Below are 23,786 nucleotides of genomic sequence, written 5' to 3'. Positions count from 1 at the left end.
GCATGAACAGTCAACCCATCGATTTTCGCCAGACGCTGGTGGCGAAACACCCGGAACGCTTAAGCCAGATCCGCTACCTGCTGGCAGACAGCGGCCTTGGCCTGGACAACGACATCACGCTGTTTGTCGAAGCCTGGTCCGGCGCGCAGCTGGTGGGTTGCGCAGGACTTGCCGGCAACGTCATCAAATGCGTGGCGGTCAACGAGCAGCTTCGTGGGGAAAACCTCAGCGCGCGGCTGCTGGCAGAGGTGGAAAATGCGGCGCTGGAGCGCGGCCATTTTCACCTCTTCCTCTGCACCCGTCCGTGCAACCGGGAGCGCTTTGCCCGCAGCGGCTTCTGGCCAATTGCCCAGAGCGGGAACAACGCGGTGCTGATGGAGAACACCCCGCAGGGGATCTCGCGCTACTGCCGTACCTTAAGCCGGATGCGAAAGGGCGGGGAGAAAACTGGCGCGATAGTGATGAACGCCAATCCGTTCACCCTCGGCCACTGCCATCTGGTGGAGCAGGCGGCGCAGCGGTGCGATGCCCTGCATCTGTTCGTGGTGCGTGAAGACGCCTCGTTCTTCCCGTTCAGCGCGCGTCTCGAGATGGTGCGCGCAGGCGTAGCCCATCTGCCGAACGTGGTGGTGCATGAAGGCTCGCAGTACATCATCTCCCGCGCCACCTTCCCGGCCTACTTCCTGAAGGAGACCGGCAAAGTGCAGCAGGCGTGGAGCGAGATCGACGTGCTGATCTTCCGGGACTTCATCGCCCCGGCGCTCGGCATCACGCACCGCTTTATCGGCTCGGAGCCTTTTTGCGATATCACCCGCCAGTACAACCAGACGCTGCACGATCTGCTGGCTTCGCATATCGAGGTGGTGGAGATGCCGCGCATCAAGGCCACCGGCAACGCCATTTCGGCGTCCGAAGTGCGCCGTTTACTCAAGACACAGCAGTTTTCCCGGATCCGGGAGATCGTCCCGGACTCCACCTTCGCGCATCTCGAAACACACTATCGTGCGAGTGCGGAAGTCGCATAACTATCAGGAATTTATCATGAATATTGTAAGGGAGGCGCTGGCCGGAACGCAGGAGTCCAGCGACCTGATGGTGAAAATCGCCCCCGCTCACGGCGAGCTGGAGATTGTCATCCACAGTGAAGTGATTAAGCAGTTTGGCGAGCAAATTCGCCAGGTGGTCAACGACACGCTGCGCGCCATGAACGTGCGCCAGGGGCTCATCATTATTGAAGACAAAGGGGCGCTGGACTGTGTTATTCGCGCCCGCCTGCAAAGCGCGCTGATGCGTGCTGCCGATGAACAGGCCATCAACTGGGAGGCGCTGAAATGAGCAAGCTCCGCCGCAGCATGCTGTTCCTGCCGGGTGCCAACGCCGCCATGCTTTCCACCGCGTTTATCTACCGCCCCGACTCCATCATGTTTGACCTTGAGGACGCCGTCGCCCTGCGTGAGAAGGACACCGCGCGCCTGCTGGTATTCCACGCGCTACAGCACCCGATGTATCAGGATATCGAAACCGTGGTGCGCATTAACCCGCTCAGCACGCCGTTTGGCCTGCTGGATCTGGAAGCCGCCGTGCGCGCGGGTGTGGACGTGATCCGCCTGCCAAAAACCGACACGCCGGATGATATCTACGAGCTGGAGGGCCATCTTGAGCGCATTGAACGCGAGTGCGGCCGCGAGGTCGGCTCCACCCGCGTGATGGCGGCGATTGAGTCGGCCATTGGCGTCATCAATGCCGTGGCGATTGCCCGCAGCTCCCCGCGCCTCATCGGCATCGCGCTGGCCGCCTTTGACTACGTGATGGACATGCAGACCGAGCGCGGCGACGGCACCGAGCTGTTCTATGCCCGCTGCGCCGTGCTGCACGCCGCTCGCGCCGCGGGCATCGACGCCTTCGACGTGGTGTGGTCAGACGTTAACGACGAGGCCGGGTTCCTTCGCGAGGTCGATCTGATCCGCAAGATGGGCTTTAACGGCAAATCGCTGATTAACCCGCGCCAGATTGACCTGCTGCACAACGCTTATGCACCGACGCAGGAAGAGGTGGATCACGCCAAAAGGGTGATTGAAGCGGCAGAAGAGGGCGAGCGTAACGGCCTGGGCGTGGTGTCGCTCAACGGCAAAATGGTGGATGCACCAATTATTAACCACGCGCAGGTGGTGCTGGAGCGCGCGGCGGCTTCCGGCGTGCGTCGGTAAGGATAAGACAATGAATCAGACTGAACTTCTCCACGTAAACTTCCCCCATCTGCGGGACTTAAAGCCCTTTGATACCGCCCACAGCGCCACGCCGTGGCTGGCGGACAGTGACGCGAAGCACAACCGCAAGCTCTGTGCCTCCCTTGAAGAAGCCGTAGCGCGCAGCGGCCTGCAGGACGGGATGACCATCTCCTTCCACCATGCCTTTCGCGAAGGCGACCGGGTGATCAACACCGTTGTGGCGCTGCTGGCGCGGATGGGATTTAAAAATTTGACGCTGGCCTCCAGCTCGCTGATGACCTGCAACGACGCGCTGATCGAGCATATTGAAAGCGGCGTCATCACCCGGATTTACACCTCGGGCATGCGCGGCAGGCTGGCGGACGCCATCTCCCACGGGCTGATGGACGAGCCGGTACAGATTCACTCCCACGGTGGGCGCGTGAAGCTGCTCCAGGACGGCGAGCTGAATATCGACGTGGCGTTTCTCGGCGTGCCGTGCAGCGATGCGTTTGGCAATGCCAACGGCACGCACGGTAAATCGTGCTGCGGCTCGCTCGGCTACGCGATGGTGGACGCGCACTTTGCCCGCAAGGTGGTGCTGCTGACCGAAGAGCTGGTGCCGTTCCCGAATATGCCCGCCAGCCTGGTGCAGGACCAGGTGGACTACATCGTGCAGGTGGAGAGCGTGGGCGACCCGGCGAAAATCAGCGTCGGCGCGGCGCGCGTCACCAGCAACCCGCGCGAGCTGATGATCGCCCGCTATGCGGCGGACGTGATCGAGCATTCCGGCTACTTCAAGCCTGGCTTCTCGATGCAGACCGGCTCCGGCGCGGCGGCCACCGCCTGCACCCGCTTTATGGAAGAGAAGATGGAGCGCAGCGGCGTAAAGGCGCGCTTTGCGCTCGGCGGCATCACCGGCAGTCTGGTGGATCTGCACGAGAAGGGGCTTATCGACAAGCTGCTCGACACCCAGTGCTTTGACGGCCAGGCGGCGGCTTCGCTGGCGCGCAACCCGAACCACGTAGAGATCTCTACCAACGTCTACGCCAACCCCGGCAGCAAGGCGGCAAGCTGCGACCAGCTCGACGTGGTGATCCTCAGCGCCCTGGAAATTGACGTTGATTTCAACGTCAACGTCATCACCGGCTCCGACGGCGTGATGCGTGGCGCATCCGGCGGGCACTGCGACGTGGCGGCGGCAGCCAACCTGACCATCGTGGTCGCGCCGCTGCTGCGCAGCCGCATTCCAACGGTCGTGAAGCGCGTCACCACGCGCCTCACGCCGGGCGAAAGCATCGACGTGCTGGTCACCGACCACGGCATCGCGGTCAACCCGGCGCGCCCGGAGATCCGCGAGCGGCTGCTGGCGGCCGGGCTGAAGGTAGTGGACATCAGCGCGCTCTATGAGCGGGCGATTTCCCTGACCGGCGTACCGAAACCGATTGAATTTACAGATAAAATCGTCGGGGTGATCCGCTACCGCGACGGCAGCGTGATCGATACCGTACGACAGGTGAAGGAGTCAGTATGATTTTAGCGACACCCGTGCGGGCGGGTGTCAGCCTGGAGGAACTGCTGGCGGCGAAAGAGCGTCGCGCAGCCCGTCAGGCTGACATGCTTGAGCACTATAAACAGCCGGTGATCTCCCTCTCGCTGGTCACGCCAGGGGAAATCAAGGACAGCCTGCGCTATCGCAACACCATGGGCGTGGCGCTCCAGATGTGCGACCAGCTGCTGTGGGAGAACCGCTGGCAGGTGCTGGACCGGCAGGTGCTGTGGCTGCCCACCGGACCGGAAGCCTTGTGGTGCGTCGCCCATGCGGCGGCGGAAATCAAAGCGCACTGCGCGGAACTGGAGCAGACGCACCCGCTCGGCAGGCTGTGGGATCTGGACGTGATCTGCCCTCAGCACGGCCACGTCGGGCGTCAGTCGCTGGGGGCAAACCTCAGGCGCTGTCTGATCTGCGACGAGCCCGCGCATGCCTGCTCCCGTTCGCGCAATCACCCCGTTGAGCAGGTAATTTCCCGCGTGGAGAAGACGATCGATGACTGGTTTGCTCGCGACTAAACCGCGCCCGATTGATGTGCCCGCGCTTGCCGAAGCAGCGCTGTGGCAGGAGCTGGAGCTAACGCCCAAGCCGGGGCTGGTGGACAAGCTCAACAACGGTTCCCATCGCGATATGGACCACGCGCTGTTTGTCCGCAGCATCGCGGCAATTACGCCGTGGTTTTCGCGCTTTGCCGAGCTGGGCAGCGCGCATGCGGATAAACCCGCTGACGCACAGCTGCGGATTATCCGCCCGATGGGGATGGCCTGCGAGCAGGCGATGTACGCCGCGACGAACGGCGTGAACACGCATAAGGGTGGGATTTTTGCTCTCGGCCTGCTGTGCTTCGCTGCCGGGCGTGTGAAAAATACCTCCGCCAGCAGCCTCTGTTGTGAGGTGAGTAACATCTGCCGCGGGCTGGTGTCGCGGGAACTGGCAGCGCGCAGCGGGCAGGCGACGGCGGGCGAGCGGCAGTTTCAGCAGTACGGCTTAACCGGGGCGCGAGGCGAGGCGGAGAGCGGCTTTGCGACGGTGCGTAAGGCGCTGGGGCAGTGGAACGGACAGTCGCTTCACGGCCTGCTGTTGCGCCTGATGGCGGTCAATCAGGACAGTAATCTCGTGTCACGCGGCGGCATTCAGGGGCTGCGCTACGTTCAGGGCTATGCGCGGAAACTGCTGGCTAACGGCTGGGATCGCGAGGCGTTGCTTAAGATGGATGAGGCACTGATTGAACGAAACCTGAGTCCGGGCGGCAGCGCGGATTTGCTGTCGGTGGGGTGGGTGCTCTCTGCAATAAAATAGCCGGGTGGCGGCTACGCCTTACCCGGCCTACGGTCTGGTTTTGTAGGCCCGGTAAGCGAAGCGCCACCGGGCACAACAATTAATGCGCAATCGGCTGTGTACCGTGCGCTGTGCGAACGTGCTTGTACTTGAACAGCGCGAGGAACGCGAAGAACAGCACCAGCGAATACGCCGCGAAGATCAGCCACACGGGCTGCCAGTCGGTGATACCGTTGGTGGTGTACATCTCAACCACTTTACCGCTCACCACGCCGCCCAGAATACAGCCGAAGCCGTTGGTCATCATCAGGAACATGCCCTGCGCGCTGGCGCGGATTTCAGGCTTCACCTCTTTTTCCACAAACACCGAACCGGAGATGTTGAAGAAGTCGAAGGCGCAGCCGTAAACAATCATCGACAGCACCAGCAGCACGGTGCCGAACGCGCTCGGGTCGCCGTAGGCGAACAGGCCGAAGCGCAGCATCCACGCGGCGATACTGATCAGCATGACGTTTTTGATGCCGTAGCGGCTCAGGAAGAACGGGATGGTCAGGATGAACAGCGTCTCGGAGATCTGCGAGATGGACATCATCACCGACGCGTGCTCAACGATAAAGCTCCCGGCAAACAGCGGATCGTTATCGAAGCTGTGCAGGAAGGTGTTGCCGAACATGTTGGTGATTTGCAGCTCCGCGCCCAGCAGCATGGAGAAGATAAAGAAGATCGCCATGCGCTTGTTTTTGAACAGCGCGAAAGCATCCAGGCCAAGCATGGTGCTCCAGCTCTGATTTTTCTGCTGGTTAGACACCGGAATGGTTGGCAGCGTCAGGGTGAACAGCGCCAGCAGTACGGAGAGCGCAGCACCAATATACAGCTGCATGTGGCTCAGCTCGAAGCCCGCGAAGCTCACGCCCCACATCGCCATGATAAAGCCGATGGTGCCCCAGATACGGATTGGCGGGAAGTCGGTGACGATATCCAGGCCGGCAGATTTCAGGCGGTAGTAGGAGATGGAGTTGATCAGCCCAAGCGTTGGCATATACGCCAGCGAGTTAAGCAGGATCACCATAAACATCGCCCCCGGCGTGGTCACTTCGGCCGCCATAAACAGCGTCCCCGCACCCACCAGATGGCAAAGCATATACAGCCATTTCGCACTTAACCATTTATCCGCCACGATACCGAGCAGCGTTGGCATGAAAACAGCCGCAATACCCAGCGAGCTGTAGACGGCACCGATTGACGCACCATCAAACTTGAGCGTCACAAACATATAGGAGCCGAGTGTAGTCAGCCAGCTACCCCACAGGCAGAACTGCAGAAACGACAAGATTTTAAGCTGCAGCTTAAGGTTCATGTTACTTTCCTCACAAGTGAGCGGGAGATATGTTGTTATAGGAACATTCAGGGTTGTTATTTGATGCAATTCTATCAGTTGGCAACGATATGTTTTGTTACCTCCCGCAAAAAAATGCAATCCACATTAATTTGCAGTTTGGATTGTGATGCAAATAACATTTTCGTATGGGTGGAGGATAGGTGCGGCCTGATGCCCTCACCCTGACCCTCTCCCACAGGGAGAGGGGAAGCAGAACACCTTCTCCTTGCTGGAGAAGGTGTGTTGATTATCGACGACGATAGTTTTTCTGCGCCGTATTCACCTTATACAGGTACCGGCGGGATTCCGCAGACGGGTGGCGGGTGGTGAGGGTAGAGTAAACATCCCCCGGCGCCATGCTGTTGATGATGTTCGCAGCCTGCACTTTGTCATTCGAGAAGACGCGCAGCACGCTGCCCGCGCCGCCGTTATAGGCGGTGATCACCGCATAGCGACGCGACGTCGGGTTATCAATTCCGCCGAGATAGACATTGTTCAGCATTGCCAGATAGGCCGTGCCGGTATCAATGTTGCTTTGCGGATCGAACAGATAGCTGCGGCTCGGCGTGCCGGATTTCCCCTGCGAGCGGAAGACGTCTTTACCGGCGCTGTGCTGGACAACCTGCATCAGCCCCAGCGCGTCGGAACGGCTCACCGCGTACGGGTTGAACGAGGATTCTGTCTGCATAATCGCCAGGATCAGCGACTCGTCCACGCCATACTTACGCGACGCCTGACGCACCATGCCCAGATACTTATGCGCACGCTTGTCGAGGTGGTTCGGGACAAGGTTAATGGTAACGCTGTAGATAATCTTCAGGCCGTTAGAGCGGCTCTTCAGGCGCGTCTGCAGCAGGTAGTCGGCAAATTTCGTGGCGCGACCTTCCCAGCGGATCGGCTGTCCGGTCTGGTCGACAACCTGACCATACAGGAACGGCTCTTTCGAAATGGTGATGTCGTCCGCATCGGAGTAGAGATCGATAGATCCCGGATCGTCACCCATCAGCAGGGTTTTGACGATCGCCTGACGCAGCCGTGCCGCAGGGTCGGTGCCTGCGATGGTCTCAATGGTGATCGTACCCTCATCAAAGTTGATGTGGCTACGGGTCAGATAGGCGTCGGTGTACTTAACGTAGTCCTTCGGTCCGGCAATAAGAACTTCGTTAAATCCCCATATGTTCTCGATGTTATGGGCAAACTGCCCCATCAAAATGTCAAAACCGTTGGTGTCCTTGACCCAGGCTTCGTTGTAATCATCGCCTTTTTTGGACGAGCACGAGACCAGCAACGGCGCAACAAGGGCTAGCGCTAAAAGTTTTTTCATCATTCCGGGAGTGCGTGTTGTGTTTGCTTTTACGGCGGGGTTTCACCCGCACGCTGTTATTTTTCCGGCGGCGTATAGCCTTCGATGTGGACGTCTTTGCCCTCGAACAGGAAGCTCACCATCTCCTGCTCCAGCAGCTTGCGGTGCTCCGGGTTCATCATGCTGAGCTTCTTCTCGTTGATCAGCATGGTCTGTTTTTTCTGCCACTGTCCCCAGGCTTCTTTGGAGATCTCGTTATAGATGCGCTTGCCCAGGTCGCCCGGGTAGAGCTGGAAATCCTGGCCTTCAGCGTCGCGCTGCAGGAAAGTACAAAAAATGGTTCTGGCCATACGTATTCCTCTTTGTGTTGCCGATGCTAAACCATTGCACCGGCACGTAATTGCTGTAACAGGCGCTCCACGGGAGCCGCCAGCCCGACTGATGGCGGTTGCGCTAAGTTATACCAGAGAGCGGTGCCTTCATCCATGCAGGAGGTGAATGAGGACACGGGAAGCCACATGGGTACTATATCCAGATGGAAATGGCTGAAGGTGTGGCGAAACGCGGTCAGCTGCGTCAGGGTATCTGCCGCAATGCCGCGCTGTTTAAGCCATTCACGCAGCAAGTCTTCATCTTCAAACTGTGGGAAGCAGTATAGACCACCCCACAGACCGCTCGGCGGACGCTGAGCGAGGAAGACCTCGTCACCGTGCTGCATCAGCAGCATGTAGCCGGTGCGCTCCGGCAGCGTCTGTTTGGGTTTCTTACCCGGATACTGCGCCCATGACTGGTTGGCATACGCCACGCAGAGGTTGTTCACCGGGCAGAGTTCGCACTTCGGTTTTGAGCGCGTGCAGACCATCGCGCCGAGATCCATCATCGCCTGGTTAAAACGCTCTACGCCCTTCGCCGGGGTGACCGCTTCAGCGATCTCCCACAGGCGTTTTTCAACGTCTTTCTTACCCGGCCAGCCGTCAACGGCGTAGCAGCGTGCGAGCACGCGCTTCACGTTGCCGTCGAGGATCGGGAAATGCTTGCCTAATGAAAGGGAGAGGATCGCGCCTGCGGTTGAACGTCCGACGCCGGGTAAATCGGCCACCTCGTCGAAGGTTTCCGGGAATTTACCGTTGTGGCGGGTGGCGACCTGCTGCGCGGCCTTGTGCAGGTTGCGCGCGCGGGCGTAATAGCCCAGCCCGGTCCACAGGTGCAGCACTTCGTCCAACGGCGCGTTTGCCAGGTCGGTGACCGTCGGGAAGCGTGCCATAAAACGCTCGAAGTAAGGGATCACGGTGGCGACCTGCGTTTGTTGCAACATCACCTCGGAGAGCCATACTTTGTAGGGCGTTTTTTCAATTTGCCAGGGCAGGGTTTTACGCCCGTATTTGTCGTACCAGTCCAGCACCTGGGCTGAAAATTGAGAGGCTTGCATGGTCATCGATTCGCATAATCAGGGACGCAGATTGCAGCACAGCGTCCATCTGCTGTAAACCGGATCTTTCCCATGCTTGCATAGAAGCCTTAACTTTGGATAATGCCCGTTTCCCGAACATTCTCACAAGCAGACAACTCTTTTATGAAAAACGACGTCATTTCACCGGAATTTGATGAAAACGGTCGCCCGCTGCGCCGTATTCGCAGCTTTGTCCGCCGTCAGGGCCGCCTGACAAAAGGGCAGCAACACGCGCTGGACAACTACTGGCCGGTGATGGGCGTTGAGTTCAGCGAGCAGCCGCTCGACTTTACCGAGCTGTTTGGCCGCGACGCGCCCGTCACGCTGGAGATCGGGTTTGGTATGGGCACCTCGCTGGTCACTATGGCGAAAGCGCGCCCGGAGCAGAACTTCCTCGGCATTGAAGTACACTCGCCGGGCGTCGGCGCGTGCCTGGCAACGGCCCACGAAGAGGGCGTTGAGAACCTGCGCGTGATGTGTCACGACGCGGTGGAAGTGCTGCACAAAATGATTCCTGACAATTCTTTGAACATGGTTCAGCTCTTTTTCCCTGACCCATGGCACAAAGCGCGTCATAATAAACGCCGTATCGTTCAGGCACCGTTTGCCGAGCTGGTGAAAAGCAAGCTCAAGCTGGGCGGCGTTTTCCACATGGCGACCGACTGGGAACCTTATGCGGAACACATGCTGGAAGTGATGTCGTCGCTGGACGGGTACAAAAATCAGTCCGAGAGCAACGACTACGTACCGCGTCCGGAATCGCGTCCGGTGACAAAATTTGAACAGCGTGGCCATCGTCTTGGTCACGGCGTATGGGACTTAATGTTCGAGAGGGTGAAATAATGGCAAAGAATCGTAGCCGTCGTCTGCGTAAAAAGATGCACATCGAAGAATTCCAGGAAGTGGGCTTCTCCGTTGCCTGGCGTTTCCCGGAAGGCACCAGCGTTGAGCAGATCGACCAGGACGTTGATGCGTTCATCAACGAGGTGATCGAGCCTAACAAGTTGGCCTTCGACGGTAGCGGCTACCTGGCATGGGAAGGTCTGATCTGCACCCAGGAAGTTGGCAAATGCACCGAAGAACATCAGGCCCTGGTTCGCAAATGGCTTGAAGAGCACAAGCTGGAAGATGTCCGCGTGAGCGAACTTTTCGACGTTTGGTGGGACTAATAAAGCAGTAAGCGGGCCAGCATTAGCTGGCCCATTTTGTCTGAGGGAGTGTTTAAGATGCGCAAAACGTTGCTGGCTGTTGCTTTGATGGCAACCGGATTCACAGCCCATGCGGATTATCAATGTAGCGTCACCCCGCGTGATGACGTGGTGTTAAGCCCGCAAACCGTGCAGGTCAAAGGCGAGAACGGCAATCTGGTGATTACGCCGGAAGGAAACGTCACCTTTAACGGCAAACAGTACAACCTGACTGCCGCACAGCGTGAGCAGGCGAAAGATTATCAGGCCGATTTGCGTACCGCGCTGCCATGGATTAATGAAGGCGCCCTGACGCGCGTCGAAAAGAGCCGCGTCGCGCTGGACAAAATCATCACTAAAGAGGTGGGGGAGAGCAGTAATATGCGCTCCCGCCTTACGAAGCTCGACAAGCAGCTCAAAGAGCAGATGAACCGCATTATCGAGACGCGCTCTGATGGCCTGACGTTCCACTATAAGGCGATCGATCAGGTCCGTGCTGACGGCCAGCAGCTGGTGAACCAGGCGATGGGCGGCATCCTGCAGGACAGCATTAACGAGATGGGCGCCAAAGCGGTGCTGAAAGGCGGCGGTAACCCGCTGCAGGGCGTGCTGGGCAGTCTGGGCGGCTTGCAGACTTCCATTCAGAACGAGTGGAAGAACCAGGAAGATGATTTCCAGCAGTTCGGCAAAGACGTGTGTAAACGCGTGGTGTCGCTGGAAGATAGCCGGAAGGCGCTGGTGGGGACGCTGAAGTAAGTTCTCTGCGCGCTGGGCCCCTCACCCCAGCCCTCTCCCCAGGGGAGAGGGTGTAATTGTTCCCTCTCCCTGTGGGAGAGGGTTAGGGTGAGGGCATCAGGCAGCGCAGTCGTTGCCTGATAGCCATTAACACCTCCTCCTCGTTTGTCCTGAATTCGTTATTCCAGAACCGTAGTATTTCCCAGCCGTTCGCATTCAAAAATTCAGTACGACGTGAATCATAGGTTTCGTTATTCTGATGTTGGCCACCGTCCAGCTCGATAATCAGCTTTGCCTTAAAACAGGCAAAATCCACGATATATGCACCAATCGGCATCTGGCGGCGAAACTTATAGCCAAAGAAGCGGCGTCCCCTGAGTAAATACCAGAGGCGTAACTCTTCGGGCGTCATTTGTTTACGGAGTTGTTTTGATTTTTCCATCCCCATACTCTGCCAGCCTTTCCCTTAGCCGGCAGAACGGGATGCGAAATCCTGAATCAGCCTTCAGGAATCTTCGGCGAGGAACAGCTCAAGAAGGGAGTTTAAGAACAGCTTGCCGTGCTCGGTGATCTGCCAGCATTCCTCACTCTCGGTGAGATACCCCTTTGCCAGCGCTTCGTCAATCTGCGGACGAATCACCGATTCCGCCAGGCCAGTGTACAGCGAAAACTCCGCGCGCGGCGCGGCTTCCAGCAGGCGGAAACGGTTCATAAAGAACTCAAACGGCTTATCCGCCGCCTCAACGTCGTGCTGACGCTCCAGGTAGCGGCCTTCCATATACCCGCGCGGGTGGCGGGTTTTGGCGGTGCGAAGGATGCGACCATCCGGGAAGGTCACCTTGCCGTGGGCGCCGCAGCCAATCCCCAGATAATCACCAAAACGCCAGTAGTTCAGGTTGTGCTGACACTGGAAGCCCGGCTTCGCGTAGGCGGACGTTTCATACTGCTGATACCCGGCAGCGGTCAAAAGCTTGTGGCCCTGCTCGAAGATATCCCACAGCGCGTCGTCATCCGGCAGCACCGGCGGGCGGGAGCCGAACAGCGTGTTTGGCTCGATGGTGAGCTGATACCACGACAAATGCGGCGGGTTCAGTTCAATTGCCTGGCGCAGATCGTCCAGCGCCTCTTCCAGCGACTGATCCGGCAGGCCATGCATCAAATCGAGGTTAAAGCTGCGCAGCCCAAGCCCCGTTGCCAGGTTCGCCGCGCGCTTGGCCTCTTCCGGGCCGTGAATGCGACCCAGACGCTTCAGCTTCGGCTCGCTAAAGCTCTGCACGCCGATGGAGATGCGGTTCACGCCCGCGCGCTGATAGTCGACAAAACGGTCGGCCTCAACGGTGCCGGGGTTGGCTTCCATCGTAATTTCCGCATCCACCGCCAGGTTCAGGCGCGCACGCACGCCGTCCAGCAGCGTCTGCATTGCCGGGCCTGACAGCAGGCTCGGCGTACCGCCACCAATGAAAATGGTCTTAACTTCACGTCCCTGTGCGTACGGCACATCGGCGTCCAGGTCGGCCAGCAGATGCGCGACGTAGTCATCGTGCGGCACTTCGCCCTTCAGCGCGTGCGAATTGAAATCGCAGTACGGGCATTTCTGCACGCACCACGGGATATGAATATAAAGACTCAGAGGCGGCAAATTAGCCATTACGCAGTGCTTCCAGTAACAGTTTCAGCGCGCGTCCACGGTGGGAAATCGCGCTTTTCTCTTCGCGGGTCAGTTCCGCAGCGGTTTTGCCCTCGGTCGGGACAAAGAAAATCGGGTCGTAGCCAAAGCCGCCGTTGCCAGCCGCTTCACGGGTAATCACGCCCGGCCAGCTGCCGTGACAGACAATCGGCGTCGGGTCTTCCGCATGACGCATGTAGACCAGCACGCAGTGGAACTGCGCGGTACGCTGTTCGTCGGGAACGTCCTTCAGGGCCACGAGCAGCTTTTCCAGATTCTGCTGGTCGGTGGCGTCCACCCCGGAATAGCGCGCGGAGTAAATTCCCGGCGCGCCGCCGAGGAAATCCACGGCCAGACCGGAGTCGTCGGCAATCGCGGGCAGGCCGGTTACCTGCGCCGCATGGCGCGCTTTCAGAATGGCGTTTTCGATAAACGTCAGGCCCGTCTCTTCGGCGGACTCCACGCCCAGCTCGGTCTGAGCCACCACGTCCAGCCCAAAATCATTTAATAGCGAGGCCAGCTCGCGCACTTTACCGGCGTTACCGGTCGCGAGAACAACTTTCTGCATGGTTTAGTCCTGTTCTGTCAGAGCCGCGACTTCCGTCGGGATAGATTGCGGATTAAGGATTTTTACCTGTTTATGCCGCCCAAGTTCACCTTTTTCAATGATGACCTGGCTTTTGGCGACGCGAAACTGTTTTGCCAGATATTTGGTCAGATGCGCGTTCGCCTGGCCATCGACCGGTGGGGCGGTGATGGCGACCTTTAGCTCGTCGCCATGCAGCCCAACAATACTGTCACGGCTGGCTTTCGGCTGAATATACAGCCGTAAAACCAGCCCGTCGGTGCAGGTGCTTACTGCACTCATAGCGCCATCCACAGCCCCGGCAGCAGCATATCGCCCGTAGACTGGAGCAGTTCGGCGATCCCCATGTTGATCACATAGAGCAGCAGCACCAGGATCATCGGGGAGAAGTCGATGCCGCCCATGGACGGAAGCAGGTTACGGATCGGACGCAGCAGCGGCTCGGCCAGCTGAATCAAGGCGTACTCTACCGGGCTACGGCCCTGGCTTACCCAGCTCATGATCGCCATCACCAGCAGTACCCAGAAGATCAGCAAACCGACGGTTTTGATCAGAATCAGGACGGCGGCAATCCAGATAATCGGCTGGAAGGTGATAACCATAAACAGCACGATGGCTTTGAGCACGCTCAGAATAAACGCCACCAGCAGCGAAGCGCTGTCGATGGGGCCCATGGCCGGGATAATACGGCGCAGCGGTCCGACAACAGGTTGCGTGATTTTCACGACAAACTGGGAGAACGGATTGTAAAAGTCACAGCGGGCCCACTGCATCCAGACGCGCAGCAAAAGCGCCATCGTGTACAGCTCAATGACCGTTGAGAGCAGGAAAGTCAACGTCTTCATGGCGTTCCTCAGGTTTCCTTATTATTTGGTGTAGTCGCGCGCACCGAAAATGGCTGTGCCGATGCGCACCATAGTGCTGCCTGCCGCGATGGCGGCTTCCATATCATCCGACATGCCCAGTGAAAGCGTGTCTACCGTTTCATAGCGCGCTTTAAGCGCCTCAAATGCTACAGCCATTTGCTGTGCCACGGCAAACTGCCTTTCATAACTTGACTCAGGTGCCGGAATGGCCATCAGCCCGCGCAGGGTTAAGCGCGGCAGGGCGGCCACCTCTGCGGCCAGCGCATCCAGCTCGCTCAGCGCAATGCCGGACTTGCTGTTTTCATCACTGATGTTGATTTGAATCAGCACGTTAAGCGCAGGCATCTCCGCCGGGCGCTGGTCGCTCAGACGGGAAGCAATACGCAGACGGTCGATGGTATGGCACCAGTCAAAGTGCTCTGCTACCAGACGGCTTTTGTTCGACTGCAGGGGACCAATAAAGTGCCATTGCAGATCGGACGTCTCCTGCTCCTGGAAGTAGCGAATTTTATCCACTCCTTCCTGCACGTAGTTTTCGCCAAACGCCCGGTGACCTGCAGCAATCGCTTCTGCGATGGCGCTCGCAGGCTTGGTTTTGCTGACTGCAAGCAACGTAATTTCTTCTGAAGCACGGCCGCAACGCGTTGCAGCGGCTGAGATTTTGTCCCGGACCTGTGCCAGGTTATGCGCAATGTCGTTCATTTTCCGAGGAGTAGTCTATGGATGTGGAAGAAATTGTGGCCCTTAGTGTAAAGCATAACGTCTCCGATCTACACCTGTGCAGTGATTCACCACCGCGCTGGCGCAGATTGGGCCGCCTTGAGCCGGCCCCGTTTCCGCCGCCGGATGTCGGGGCGTTGCTAAAGGCGTGGCTCAACGACGAACAGCAGGGCGCATGGTGGGCAAACGGGCAGGTCGATTTTGCCGTGACGGTCGCAGGAGACCAGCGTCTGCGCGGCAGTGCGTTTAAGCAGATGAAGGGCATCTCCGTTACCCTGCGGCTGTTGCCGCGTTCCTGTCCGCAGCTCCCTTCGCTTGGGGTGCCGCGCGCTATTCCCGAACTGTTGTCCAGCGACAACGGGTTGATTCTGGTAACGGGAGCGACCGGCAGCGGTAAATCCACCACGCTGGCCGCAATGGTCGACTTCCTCAACAGCCATACTGACGGCCATATCCTCACGCTTGAAGATCCGGTGGAGTTTATGTACCAGAGTGAACGTTGCCTGATTCAGCAGCGGGAGATAGGCCAGCACAGCCCGTCATTTGCAGAGGCGCTGCGCAGTGCGTTACGCGAGGACCCGGACGTTATTTTGCTGGGGGAGCTGCGCGACAGCGAAACGATCCGCCTGGCGCTGACGGCGGCGGAGACCGGGCATCTGGTGCTGGCGACGCTGCACACGCGCGGGGCAGCACAGGCGATTGAACGGCTGGTCGATACGTTCCCGGCGCAGGAGAAAGATCCGGTGCGTAACCAGCTGGCCGGCAGCCTGCGGGCAGTGCTGGCGCAAAAGCTGCTTCCCGATCTTCAGGGCGGGCGCGTCGCGCTGTACGAGCTGCTGGTAAACACCGCGGCGGCGGCGAATCTGATTCGTGAGGGGAAGACGTGGCAGCTGCCCGGCATCATTCAAACCGGCCAGCAGGCGGGAATGCAGAACTTTGACCAGAGCCTGGCGGAGAGACGGGCACAGGGGCGGCTGTAGGCCCCTGCGTTAAAAGCCCTGTTCGAAGTAGCTTTCGAGGATGATAACGGCTGAAGCGGAGTCTACGCTGCCTTTGTTGAGCGCCCGGAAGCCACCGTGTTCAAACAGGCCTGCACGCGCTTCGACGGTGCTGAGACGCTCGTCGTGAAGCTTCACGGAGACGCCAAAGCGGCCATGGATTTTATTGGCGAATTTACGCGCGCGGGCGGTAAGCGGTTGCTCGGTGCCGTCCATGTTCAGCGGCAGGCCGACAATTACGTCGTCCGGCTGCCACTCTTTGAGCAGGCGCTCAATCAGGTTCCAGTCCGGCGTGCCGTCGTTAGCTTTCAGCGCTGTGAGCGGGCGGGCGGTGCCGGTGATCCGTTGACCCACGGCGACGCCGATGCTTTTGGTGCCGAAGTCGAAGGCGAGAAGGGTGCCGCTCATTACGCGTGCCCCGCTACGCCAGGCATGGTCAGAATATCAATGCCAATCAGCTTTGCCGCGTCACGCCAGCGATCGGCAATAGGGGTTTTAAACAGAATATTCATGTCCGCAGGTGCGGTAAGCCAGGCGTTATCGAGGATCTCTTGCTCAAGCTGGCCTTTCTCCCACGACGAATAGCCCAGCGCCACCAGCACTTCGGAAGGCTGCTCAGCGGTGCCCAGCGTTTCAAGCACGTCGCGCGAGGTGGTGATCACGGTGTTATCGGAGATGCGAATGCTGGAAGAGAATACCGGCGGGGTATGCAGGATAAAGCCGCGATCTTCGGCAAGAGGTCCACCCAGCATCACCGGTTTATCAAGCCGGATTTCCGGCAGGCGCGCTTCAGCCGAGATTTTCAGCTTGTCCAGAATCCCTTCAACCTGCAGGTTTTCCAGCGGTTTGTTGATGATAATACCCATCGCGCCGTCTTCATTGTATTCACAAATATAAACCACGGCGCGGCGAAAAATCGGATCCTGGAGAGCAGGCATGGCAATAAGAAAGTGATGCTGTAAATTCATTGTCAGAGGTACTGTTTCCTGGTTTAAAAAGCGACAGCGCCCAGTATGGGGATAAACCCAGGCGCTGTCACAGTTTATTTCTGTAAACGTTTTTCGATAGCGTCCATCAGCATTCCGGTGATCGAGATCGGGAACTCCGCTTCGATTTCGCGAATGCAGGTTGGGCTGGTGACGTTAACTTCAGTCAGGCGATCGCCGATGATATCCAGGCCAACGAAGATCAGGCCTTTGGCTTTCAGCGTTGGGCCAACGCGGCGGGCAATTTCCCAGTCGCTTTCGGTTAGCGGGCGCGGCTCGCCGCGGCCACCTGCCGCCAGGTTACCGCGGGTTTCGCCACCCTGTGGGATACGCGCCAGGCAGTAAGGCACCGGCTCACCGTCCACGACCAGCACGCGCTTATCGCCATCTTTGATCGCTGGAATATAGTTTTGCGCCATGCAGTAACGCGTGCCCAGCTCGGTCAGCGTTTCGGCAATCACGCCAATGTTCGGGTCGCCTTCCTTCACGCGGAAAATAGACGCGCCGCCCATGCCGTCCAGCGGCTTCATGATGATGTCGCCGTGCTTCTGCCAGAATTCTTTCAGCTGCGCTTTGCTGCGGGTGACCAGCGTTTCCGGCGTCAGGTCAGAGAACCAGGCGGTGTAAAGCTTCTCGTTGCAGTCGCGCAGGCTCTGCGGCTTGTTGACGATCAGCGTCCCTTTCTCTTCGGCACGCTCAAGGATGTAGGTGCTATAGATGTATTCGGTGTCAAACGGCGGATCTTTACGCATCAGGATAACGTTGAGGTCGGCCAGGGCGATGTCCTGCTCGGTGCCGAATTCGTACCATTTGTCGTAGTTCTGCTCGACGTTAACGATGCGGGTGCGTGCGCGGGCTTCACCGTTGATCAGATAAAGATCGTTCATCTCCATATAGTGGAGCTCATAGCCACGACGCTGCGCTTCCAGCAGCATGGCGAAGCTGGAATCTTTCTTGATGTTAATGTTTGCGATGGGATCCATCACGATGCCGAGCTTTATCATGTTCTTCTCCGTTAATACTTCAACCCAGATCGCCAAACCGTACCTGTAGCGCGGTTATGGCCGTGAGTGCCGTTGTCTCAGTGCGCAGAACGCGAGGTCCCAACAGAATATCAGTAAATTGGTAGCGCGCCGTCATCGCAATTTCGTCCGCCGACAGGCCGCCTTCCGGGCCAATCAGCAGGCGTACGCGCTCAACGGGCAGCGGCAGCGTATTGATGCTGGCGCTGGCGCGCGGATGAAGATTGAGCTTCAGCCCGCTATCCTCTTCTGCACACCAGTCCTCCAGATCCATCGCCGGGCGGATCTCCGGAATACGGTTGCGACCACTCTGTTCGCAGGCCGCAATGGCGATTTTCTGCCACTGCTGGATCTTTTTGTTCAGACGTTCCGCATCCAGTTTAACGCCACAGCGCTCGGAAAAAAGTGGCGTAATGAGGCTTACACCCAGCTCAATGGATTTTTGAATGGTGAACTCCATCTTTTCTCCGCGCGACATCACCTGCCCAAGGTGGATGTGTAGCGGCGATTCACGGTCATCCACTTCGCCGCGCAAGACATTTACATGCACGCTTTTTTTATCCGCCCGCGTGATTTCCGCGTCGAAAACCTGATTAGAGCCGTCGAACAACTGTATTGCCTGGCCAGCCCCCATGCGCAGCACGCGGCCAACGTGGTTAGCGGCGTCGTCAGACAGGGCGATTTCGCGGCCTGCGGTAATCAGTTCAGGGTGGTAAATGCGGGGAATGCGCATAGTCAAAAATTCCATATGTCATGCGGTATAAGCGAATTGCCGTAGTGTAGGTTAGCTCTTTTGCGCCTGGCAAGCCCGCTGGACGTAAGGGTTATGATTCCCCTGGACTCTGGCGATACGTTCGTCGCGCTGGCATTCCCATTCCGTCACCGGATACTGCTTATCCCAGGCATTGAACAGCTGCGTCTGCTGGCGTGAAAGGTTGAGGTCATAACGGTCACGCATGTAGAAGTAGGTGCGGGCGATGCTGCCGCGCGCGCGGGCAGGGGGCTCGGCGACTTTCTCTTTGAAATCTACCTTCATACCGCACTGGCCGTACTGGCCTTCGCCACCGTTCCACTGGCTGTACATGAAATTGCCGCGGTCGCCGTTCACTTCACCTACCGCAGGCTGCAGGTTATGCATGTCGCTTTCCATCTGGCGATAAACCGGATCTTTGGCGCAGTTTTTACGTCCGCCGTCCTGCCAGCACTGGCGCTGGTGACCAAACTGCCAGGCCGGAACGACATGCTCCCACTCGATGCGGCTGGCGCGGTTTTCGTTTTTACGCACCTTATAGCCGCAGGATTCGAGGTCAACGACCCCTTTTTTGCCCTGCCAGTTAATTTTGCAGCCGCAGTAGAAATCGCCCGGCACATCGGCGTTCACCTTAACGCCTGCTGCCTTGGCCTGGGAAAAACTGTTGATACCGTCGGCCAGGGCCTGACCGGAAAGCGCCGTCGCCAGAAAAGCGACCGCGAGAGAAACATTACGGGACATCTTACACTCCGTGTCAAAACGAGCCCGCAACGTAACGAATGTTGTTCCTGTATGCAATCAGTCAGATCAGGAAAGTTCCTGAAAGTTCAGGTGATTACTCCGCAATCAGCGGTTCGCCGCATTTGACGCAGCGGTAGGTCGCCTCGCCGCGCACCACGCGGTTATGGCGGCGGACGGTAAGCTGGTGCTGCTGACACTGGCAGCGATAGGGGAAGGTATTGCGGCGTACCGATTCCAGCTCGAACTGATGGGTACGGCGCGCCGGAACGCCGAGCACCGCCTCCATCATCCACTTCCACTCTTTTCCATGCGGCGCGACGCGTCCGAAGTGTTTCCACACCAGCAGGTGCGCCAGCTCGTGCGGCACCACTTCTTCAATAAACGCCTGCTGGTTTTCCATCATCAGCACCGGGTTCAGGCGGATCTCGTACGGTTCCAGCCAGGCGGTGCCGGCTGCGGTGCCGCGCTGCTGATAGACCAGCTTCGGTTCAGGGTAATTGCGGCCGAGTTTCAGATTAGCCTGGGCAAGTTTTTCCCGCAGGCTGCGCATAACGGCTTGCTGAATGGCGATGGGGAGACGGGGAGCTTTCATAGGGGCAGAGCATAAAGCGGGAAGCGGGGAGGCGCAAGAGGCGCCTCCCGCAAGAGGATTAGTCGTGGGCGCCGATTTCGCGCAGCGGACGACCTTTCATCAGGTTACGTTCAATATGTTCCAGAGAAACATGTTTGGTTTCTGGAACCAGCCAGATGGTCAGCACAATAAAGAAGATATTCAGACCGGCGTAGACCCAGAAGGTGTTGGCATTGCCCAGGGTGTTGAGCATGGTCAGGAACGTTGCGCCGACGATCATGTTGGCAATCCAGTTGGTTGCGGTAGAGCAGGTGATACCAAAATCACGCCCTTTCAGCGGCTGGATTTCAGAGCACAGTACCCAAATCAGCGGACCGGCGCTCATCGCAAACCCGACGATAAACATCAGCAGCATGCCCACCGCGAAGTACTGGGCGGTTGGGGAGTGGATGCCCACATGCATCATCGTGCCGAGAACGCCCATACCCGTCGCCATCACCAGGAAGCCCAGGGTCAGGGTTGGCTTACGACCCCAGCGGTCCACCAGGCCGATGGCGATAAAGGTCGCCAGCACGTTGGTCAGGCCCACAATAACGGTGCCCCACATCTGCTCGGTGGTGTTGGTGTAACCCGCCAGTTCAAAGATTTTTGGCGCGTAGTACATGATGACGTTCATCCCGGTGAACTGCTGCATCACCTGCAGCAGCACGCCGAGGAACACCGCCCTACGGAAGTTGCTGTTCTCTTTAAACAGCGCCCAGCCGGACTGTTTTACCTTCAGGCTTTCGCGGATCTCTTCCAGCTCGTTTTTCGCTTCCGCGCTGGTATCGCGCAGGCGGAGCAGCACGCGTTCGGCATCAACGAAGCGACGTTTGGCGGCAAACCAGCGCGGGCTGTCCGGCAGGAAGAAGACGCCAATCAGCAGCAGAATGGCCGGGATGATGATCACGCCGAGCATCCAGCGCCATGCGCCGCTGTAGCTGAACGCGGTATCGGACAGGTAAGCGCCGAGAATACCGATGGTGATCATCAGCTGGTACATGGAAATCATACTGCCGCGGATTTTCTCCGGCGCAATTTCGGAGAGGTAGAGCGGGGCGGTGTAAGACGCCACGCCCACCGCAAGGCCCAGCAGCACGCGGGAAAGAATAAGCACTTCAACGTTAGGGGCGGCAGCGGAGAAGAGCGAACCGGCGACGAAGAGGATCGCACCGATCATCAGGCTCTTTTTGCGTCCGAGCTTGAAGGAGAGCCAGCCGCTGCCGACGGCCCCAACGGCCGCACCGAACATCATGGAGCTAACCACCCATTCCTGGGTATGCGCGTTAATCTGGAATTCGTCTGCGATGAAGGGAAGAGCGCCGGCAATGACGCCGATATCCAGGCCAAAGAGTAATCCTGCCAGGGCGGCGAGGAAGCAGACGAAGAAAGTCATCGCCTTGTTGGACGTACGCCCCTGTTTTTTATTGTCAGGCATTATGCCCTCCAGTTGGGTTATCAGTTTTATTGATGATAAGGGTAGGTGAGCGACCCGTAAAAATATGTGAGATTAATCACAATGGTGTAATCGGTTACACTAACGTGCAACCGTAAAAATTATTAAAGCTTTGAAAATATAGAGGTAAACGAGGTGATGCGCATCGCGTTTGTTTGAATTTCAGACTTAACTGAAAGGAAATGTAACAGCAGAAGAAAGGCGAACATGCAAAGAGATTATTCTGAAAGCGGAGTGGTGCCGGTGCGGTGTAATCGCTTTCAGTTGTGCGGCTTTAGCCTCCACCCGACATAAAAAAAGCCAGCACAAAGGCTGGCCTGTTTAATACTCTCGGCTGTCGATTACTTCAGACCGGCAGCTTCACGCAGCAGAGCGGCTTTGTCGGTTTTTTCCCATGGGAAATGTTCACGACCAAAGTGACCGTATGCAGCGGTTTCCTGGTAGATTGGGTGCAGCAGATCCAGCATCTGAATCAGGCCGTATGGACGCAGGTCGAAGAACTCGCGCACCAGCAGGGTCAGCTGTTCTGAAGGCACTTTTTCAGTACCGAAGGTTTCCACCATGATGGAGGTTGGCTCAGCCACGCCGATAGCGTAGGAAACCTGAATTTCACAGCGGTCAGCCAGGCCGGCAGCAACGATGTTTTTCGCCACATAACGTGCAGCGTACGCGGCAGAACGGTCAACTTTAGACGGATCTTTACCGGAGAACGCGCCGCCACCGTGACGCGCCATGCCGCCGTAGGTATCAACGATGATTTTACGACCGGTCAGGCCGCAGTCACCCATTGGGCCGCCGATAACAAAGCGTCCGGTTGGGTTGATGAAGAATTTGGTTGCTGAGCTCAGCCATTCGGTTGGCAGAACTGGCTTGATGATCTCTTCCATCACTGCTTCCTGCAGGGATTTCTGATCGATATCTTCGGCATGCTGGGTCGACAGCACCACAGCGTCAATACCAACGATTTTGCCGTCGTCGTACTGGAAGGTGACCTGGCTTTTCGCATCCGGGCGCAGCCACGGCAGGGTGCCGTTTTTACGCACTTCAGCCTGACGCTGCACCAGACGGTGTGCGTAGGTCACAGGTGCTGGCATCAGCACGTCGGTTTCGTTGGTTGCATAACCGAACATCAGGCCCTGGTCGCCCGCGCCCTGTTCCAACGGATCGGCACGGTCAACGCCCTGGTTGATGTCCGGAGACTGTTTGCCAATCGCGCTCAGCACCGCGCAGGAATTGGCATCAAAGCCCATATCAGAATGTACATAGCCGATCTCACGCACCGTGTTACGGGTGATCTCTTCGATATCAACCCATGCGCTGGTGGTGATCTCACCGCCAACCAGAACCATGCCGGTTTTGACATAGGTTTCACACGCTACGCGCGCTTTAGGATCCTGCGCCAGGATCGCATCCAGCACCGCATCGGAGATTTGGTCAGCAATTTTATCAGGATGTCCTTCTGATACGGACTCGGACGTAAACAGGTGTTTTGCCATGTTTTATTTCACCTAAGAGGAATTTGGTTAGCTCAAGCTGCTGTGTGGAATAGCCAAAGGAGATAATTCTACCAAGGCCTGCAGGTTTTTGACACTGGCAGTATGAGTGTTAATCAGTATAGATGGATTAACATCTGGATGGCTATTTTAGGTCACTTCTTCGCCCGATTTCCAGTTTTTTTTGATTCATCTCTCACTGCGTTGAAATGGCTGCTGGAAATTTTTCCTGACGCTGCTGGCAACACGCGTATTTTTGTTTTGCTTTTTAGCCCCCTTCTCGGTATAAAACGCGGCGCGCGGCTCATATAAAATCAGCGCTCGATGAATACATCGTGTCGCCACTTCCAGCCGGGTTGAGCAGTGAACTTTTAGCTTTGGCTTGGGGTCCGTTTCATCAGAGGCGGCCGTGGAGGTGATACGAGATAATGAACCATCGTTTTCCGCTAATTCAGCGCTGCCGTTCTGGCGCGCCATTGATTCCCGCAACCCGCATTTCTAGTCTGCAAACCTGCCGATGTTATACCCATCTCGGCGCTTCTCAGGATTCAAGGGCCGGTTACGCTCTGTGAAAACTGAACAAGGGCGCTCTTGTTAATACAAGAGTTTTCTCGTGGTTTCGCCGAACCTTGTCATACAGAGTTCGGATACGTGTTTTACAATGATATGAATAAGAAACCGGTCGCACGGTCTGGATTTCAGCATACTCTGCTGGGAAACGGAGCCGTTTATGGGTTGTTATCGCCGTATAACGCTGCGATAGTAGTCAACTGTTTTACACTTAATACAAAGAGTTGAGGT

General features: G+C 57.7%; 30 protein-coding genes. 11 read left to right on the top strand and 19 right to left on the bottom strand.

Features of this window, described 5'->3' with window-relative positions:
- Positions 1-2 precede the first annotated feature (2 nt).
- Genes citC through citG form a run of 6 tightly spaced genes read left to right on the top strand, consistent with a single transcriptional unit; the run spans position 3 to position 5,058 of the window.
- Positions 3-1,025: a [citrate (pro-3S)-lyase] ligase gene (gene citC / locus INF77_RS05880; RefSeq protein WP_193360125.1), complete on the top strand. Its 1,023-nt coding sequence runs from the start codon at positions 3-5 to the stop codon at positions 1,023-1,025.
- 16 nt (positions 1,026-1,041) lie between these two features.
- Entirely contained in the window at positions 1,042-1,335 is a 294-nt protein-coding gene (gene citD, locus INF77_RS05875; protein WP_028014384.1) for a citrate lyase acyl carrier protein, read from the top strand.
- Positions 1,332-2,207 (top strand): citrate (pro-3S)-lyase subunit beta, encoded by an 876-nt coding sequence (gene citE, locus INF77_RS05870; RefSeq protein ID WP_049138302.1) that lies wholly within the window; start codon positions 1,332-1,334, stop codon positions 2,205-2,207. Before citD ends, citE begins: the two co-directional genes overlap by 4 nt.
- A 10-nt stretch (positions 2,208-2,217) precedes the next feature.
- Entirely contained in the window at positions 2,218-3,741 is a 1,524-nt protein-coding gene (gene citF, locus INF77_RS05865) for a citrate lyase subunit alpha (protein WP_182034352.1), read from the top strand.
- Positions 3,738-4,277, top strand: a complete 540-nt coding sequence (gene citX / locus INF77_RS05860; RefSeq protein ID WP_193532076.1) for a citrate lyase holo-[acyl-carrier protein] synthase — start codon at positions 3,738-3,740, stop codon at positions 4,275-4,277. The genes citF and citX overlap by 4 nt, the downstream gene beginning before the upstream one ends.
- Positions 4,255-5,058 (top strand): triphosphoribosyl-dephospho-CoA synthase CitG, encoded by an 804-nt coding sequence (gene citG, locus INF77_RS05855; protein WP_193532075.1) that lies wholly within the window; start codon positions 4,255-4,257, stop codon positions 5,056-5,058. Before citX ends, citG begins: the two co-directional genes overlap by 23 nt.
- Positions 5,059-5,137: 79 nt before the next feature.
- On the opposite strand, the gene INF77_RS05850 is transcribed toward citG, so the two are convergent.
- The 4 genes from INF77_RS05850 to mutY form a co-directional block, all read right to left on the bottom strand.
- Positions 5,138-6,394: a nucleoside permease gene (locus INF77_RS05850; protein ID WP_041908317.1), complete on the bottom strand. Its 1,257-nt coding sequence runs from the start codon at positions 6,392-6,394 to the stop codon at positions 5,138-5,140.
- A 268-nt stretch (positions 6,395-6,662) separates the two neighbouring features.
- A complete protein-coding gene (mltC, locus tag INF77_RS05845) occupies positions 6,663-7,739 on the bottom strand; it encodes a membrane-bound lytic murein transglycosylase MltC (RefSeq protein ID WP_045260773.1) in 1,077 nt (358 codons plus the stop codon).
- Between the two features lie 56 nt (positions 7,740-7,795).
- On the bottom strand, positions 7,796-8,068 hold the full coding sequence (locus INF77_RS05840) for an oxidative damage protection protein (RefSeq protein ID WP_023309138.1): 273 nt from the start codon (positions 8,066-8,068) through the stop codon (positions 7,796-7,798).
- Between the two features lie 26 nt (positions 8,069-8,094).
- On the bottom strand, positions 8,095-9,147 hold the full coding sequence (gene mutY / locus INF77_RS05835; protein ID WP_169804859.1) for an A/G-specific adenine glycosylase: 1,053 nt from the start codon (positions 9,145-9,147) through the stop codon (positions 8,095-8,097).
- Positions 9,148-9,291: 144 nt separating this feature from the next.
- Here mutY and trmB point away from each other — a divergent pair, with 144 nt between their 5' ends.
- The 3 genes from trmB to INF77_RS05820 are packed head-to-tail and all read left to right on the top strand — an operon-like array spanning position 9,292 to position 11,111.
- Complete coding sequence (gene trmB, locus INF77_RS05830) at positions 9,292-10,011, top strand: tRNA (guanosine(46)-N7)-methyltransferase TrmB (RefSeq protein WP_028014376.1); 720 nt, start codon at positions 9,292-9,294, stop codon at positions 10,009-10,011.
- Complete coding sequence (locus INF77_RS05825) at positions 10,011-10,337, top strand: YggL family protein (RefSeq protein ID WP_028014375.1); 327 nt, start codon at positions 10,011-10,013, stop codon at positions 10,335-10,337. The genes trmB and INF77_RS05825 overlap by 1 nt, the downstream gene beginning before the upstream one ends.
- Positions 10,338-10,394: 57 nt before the next feature.
- Positions 10,395-11,111 carry a DUF2884 domain-containing protein gene (locus INF77_RS05820; protein WP_041908321.1) on the top strand — a complete coding sequence of 239 codons (717 nt, stop codon included), beginning with the start codon at positions 10,395-10,397 and terminating at the stop codon, positions 11,109-11,111.
- 82 nt (positions 11,112-11,193) lie between these two features.
- Here the strand turns inward: INF77_RS05820 and INF77_RS05815 are convergent, their stop codons facing one another.
- The 6 genes from INF77_RS05815 to INF77_RS05790 form a co-directional block, all read right to left on the bottom strand.
- On the bottom strand, positions 11,194-11,532 hold the full coding sequence (locus tag INF77_RS05815) for an endonuclease domain-containing protein (protein ID WP_028014373.1): 339 nt from the start codon (positions 11,530-11,532) through the stop codon (positions 11,194-11,196).
- 63 nt (positions 11,533-11,595) lie between these two features.
- Positions 11,596-12,738: a radical SAM family heme chaperone HemW gene (hemW, locus tag INF77_RS05810; RefSeq protein WP_193532074.1), complete on the bottom strand. Its 1,143-nt coding sequence runs from the start codon at positions 12,736-12,738 to the stop codon at positions 11,596-11,598.
- A complete protein-coding gene (locus INF77_RS05805) occupies positions 12,731-13,324 on the bottom strand; it encodes an XTP/dITP diphosphatase (RefSeq protein WP_010435473.1) in 594 nt (197 codons plus the stop codon). The genes hemW and INF77_RS05805 overlap by 8 nt, the downstream gene beginning before the upstream one ends.
- A 3-nt stretch (positions 13,325-13,327) precedes the next feature.
- On the bottom strand, positions 13,328-13,624 hold the full coding sequence (gene yggU, locus INF77_RS05800) for a DUF167 family protein YggU (protein ID WP_047364545.1): 297 nt from the start codon (positions 13,622-13,624) through the stop codon (positions 13,328-13,330).
- Positions 13,621-14,187 (bottom strand): YggT family protein, encoded by a 567-nt coding sequence (locus INF77_RS05795; RefSeq protein WP_045260768.1) that lies wholly within the window; start codon positions 14,185-14,187, stop codon positions 13,621-13,623. Before INF77_RS05795 ends, yggU begins: the two co-directional genes overlap by 4 nt.
- Positions 14,188-14,208: 21 nt before the next feature.
- Entirely contained in the window at positions 14,209-14,910 is a 702-nt protein-coding gene (locus INF77_RS05790) for a YggS family pyridoxal phosphate-dependent enzyme (protein ID WP_028014370.1), read from the bottom strand.
- 17 nt (positions 14,911-14,927) lie between these two features.
- Here INF77_RS05790 and INF77_RS05785 point away from each other — a divergent pair, with 17 nt between their 5' ends.
- The gene (locus INF77_RS05785) at positions 14,928-15,908 is read left to right on the top strand and encodes a type IV pilus twitching motility protein PilT (protein ID WP_028014369.1); all 981 of its coding nucleotides are present in this window, start codon (positions 14,928-14,930) and stop codon (positions 15,906-15,908) included.
- A 9-nt stretch (positions 15,909-15,917) separates the two neighbouring features.
- Here INF77_RS05785 and ruvX read toward each other — a convergent pair whose 3' ends face one another.
- From ruvX to INF77_RS23390, 9 genes are all read right to left on the bottom strand, one after another.
- Positions 15,918-16,334 (bottom strand): Holliday junction resolvase RuvX, encoded by a 417-nt coding sequence (gene ruvX, locus INF77_RS05780; RefSeq protein ID WP_021242076.1) that lies wholly within the window; start codon positions 16,332-16,334, stop codon positions 15,918-15,920.
- A complete protein-coding gene (locus INF77_RS05775; RefSeq protein ID WP_028014368.1) occupies positions 16,334-16,894 on the bottom strand; it encodes a YqgE/AlgH family protein in 561 nt (186 codons plus the stop codon). The genes ruvX and INF77_RS05775 overlap by 1 nt, the downstream gene beginning before the upstream one ends.
- Positions 16,895-16,968: 74 nt before the next feature.
- On the bottom strand, positions 16,969-17,916 hold the full coding sequence (gshB, locus tag INF77_RS05770) for a glutathione synthase (RefSeq protein WP_033146605.1): 948 nt from the start codon (positions 17,914-17,916) through the stop codon (positions 16,969-16,971).
- 19 nt (positions 17,917-17,935) lie between these two features.
- Positions 17,936-18,667, bottom strand: a complete 732-nt coding sequence (rsmE, locus tag INF77_RS05765) for a 16S rRNA (uracil(1498)-N(3))-methyltransferase (RefSeq protein WP_041908327.1) — start codon at positions 18,665-18,667, stop codon at positions 17,936-17,938.
- Positions 18,668-18,718: 51 nt separating this feature from the next.
- Positions 18,719-19,426: a deoxyribonuclease I gene (endA, locus tag INF77_RS05760; protein WP_028014365.1), complete on the bottom strand. Its 708-nt coding sequence runs from the start codon at positions 19,424-19,426 to the stop codon at positions 18,719-18,721.
- Between the two features lie 94 nt (positions 19,427-19,520).
- Positions 19,521-20,018, bottom strand: coding sequence for a SprT family zinc-dependent metalloprotease (locus INF77_RS05755; RefSeq protein ID WP_136485047.1), 498 nt, complete (start codon positions 20,016-20,018; stop codon positions 19,521-19,523).
- A gap of 58 nt (positions 20,019-20,076) precedes the next feature.
- Positions 20,077-21,474, bottom strand: coding sequence for a galactose/proton symporter (gene galP / locus INF77_RS05750; RefSeq protein WP_045629996.1), 1,398 nt, complete (start codon positions 21,472-21,474; stop codon positions 20,077-20,079).
- 359 nt (positions 21,475-21,833) lie between these two features.
- Positions 21,834-22,988, bottom strand: a complete 1,155-nt coding sequence (metK, locus tag INF77_RS05745) for a methionine adenosyltransferase (protein ID WP_061097111.1) — start codon at positions 22,986-22,988, stop codon at positions 21,834-21,836.
- Between the two features lie 186 nt (positions 22,989-23,174).
- Complete coding sequence (locus tag INF77_RS23390) at positions 23,175-23,462, bottom strand: hypothetical protein (protein WP_041908330.1); 288 nt, start codon at positions 23,460-23,462, stop codon at positions 23,175-23,177.
- Positions 23,463-23,651: 189 nt separating this feature from the next.
- On the opposite strand from INF77_RS23390, the gene yqgB reads away from it, so the two are divergent.
- Entirely contained in the window at positions 23,652-23,783 is a 132-nt protein-coding gene (gene yqgB, locus INF77_RS05730; RefSeq protein WP_127312443.1) for an acid stress response protein YqgB, read from the top strand.
- The last annotated feature ends 3 nt before the right edge of the window (positions 23,784-23,786 follow it).

Source organism: Enterobacter cloacae complex sp. P1B (genome assembly GCF_014982345.1).
In the GTDB taxonomy this organism is placed as follows: domain Bacteria; phylum Pseudomonadota; class Gammaproteobacteria; order Enterobacterales; family Enterobacteriaceae; genus Enterobacter; species Enterobacter bugandensis.
Note: the sequence above shows the minus strand (reverse complement) of the source record. Positions and strands in the feature narration are given on the sequence as shown.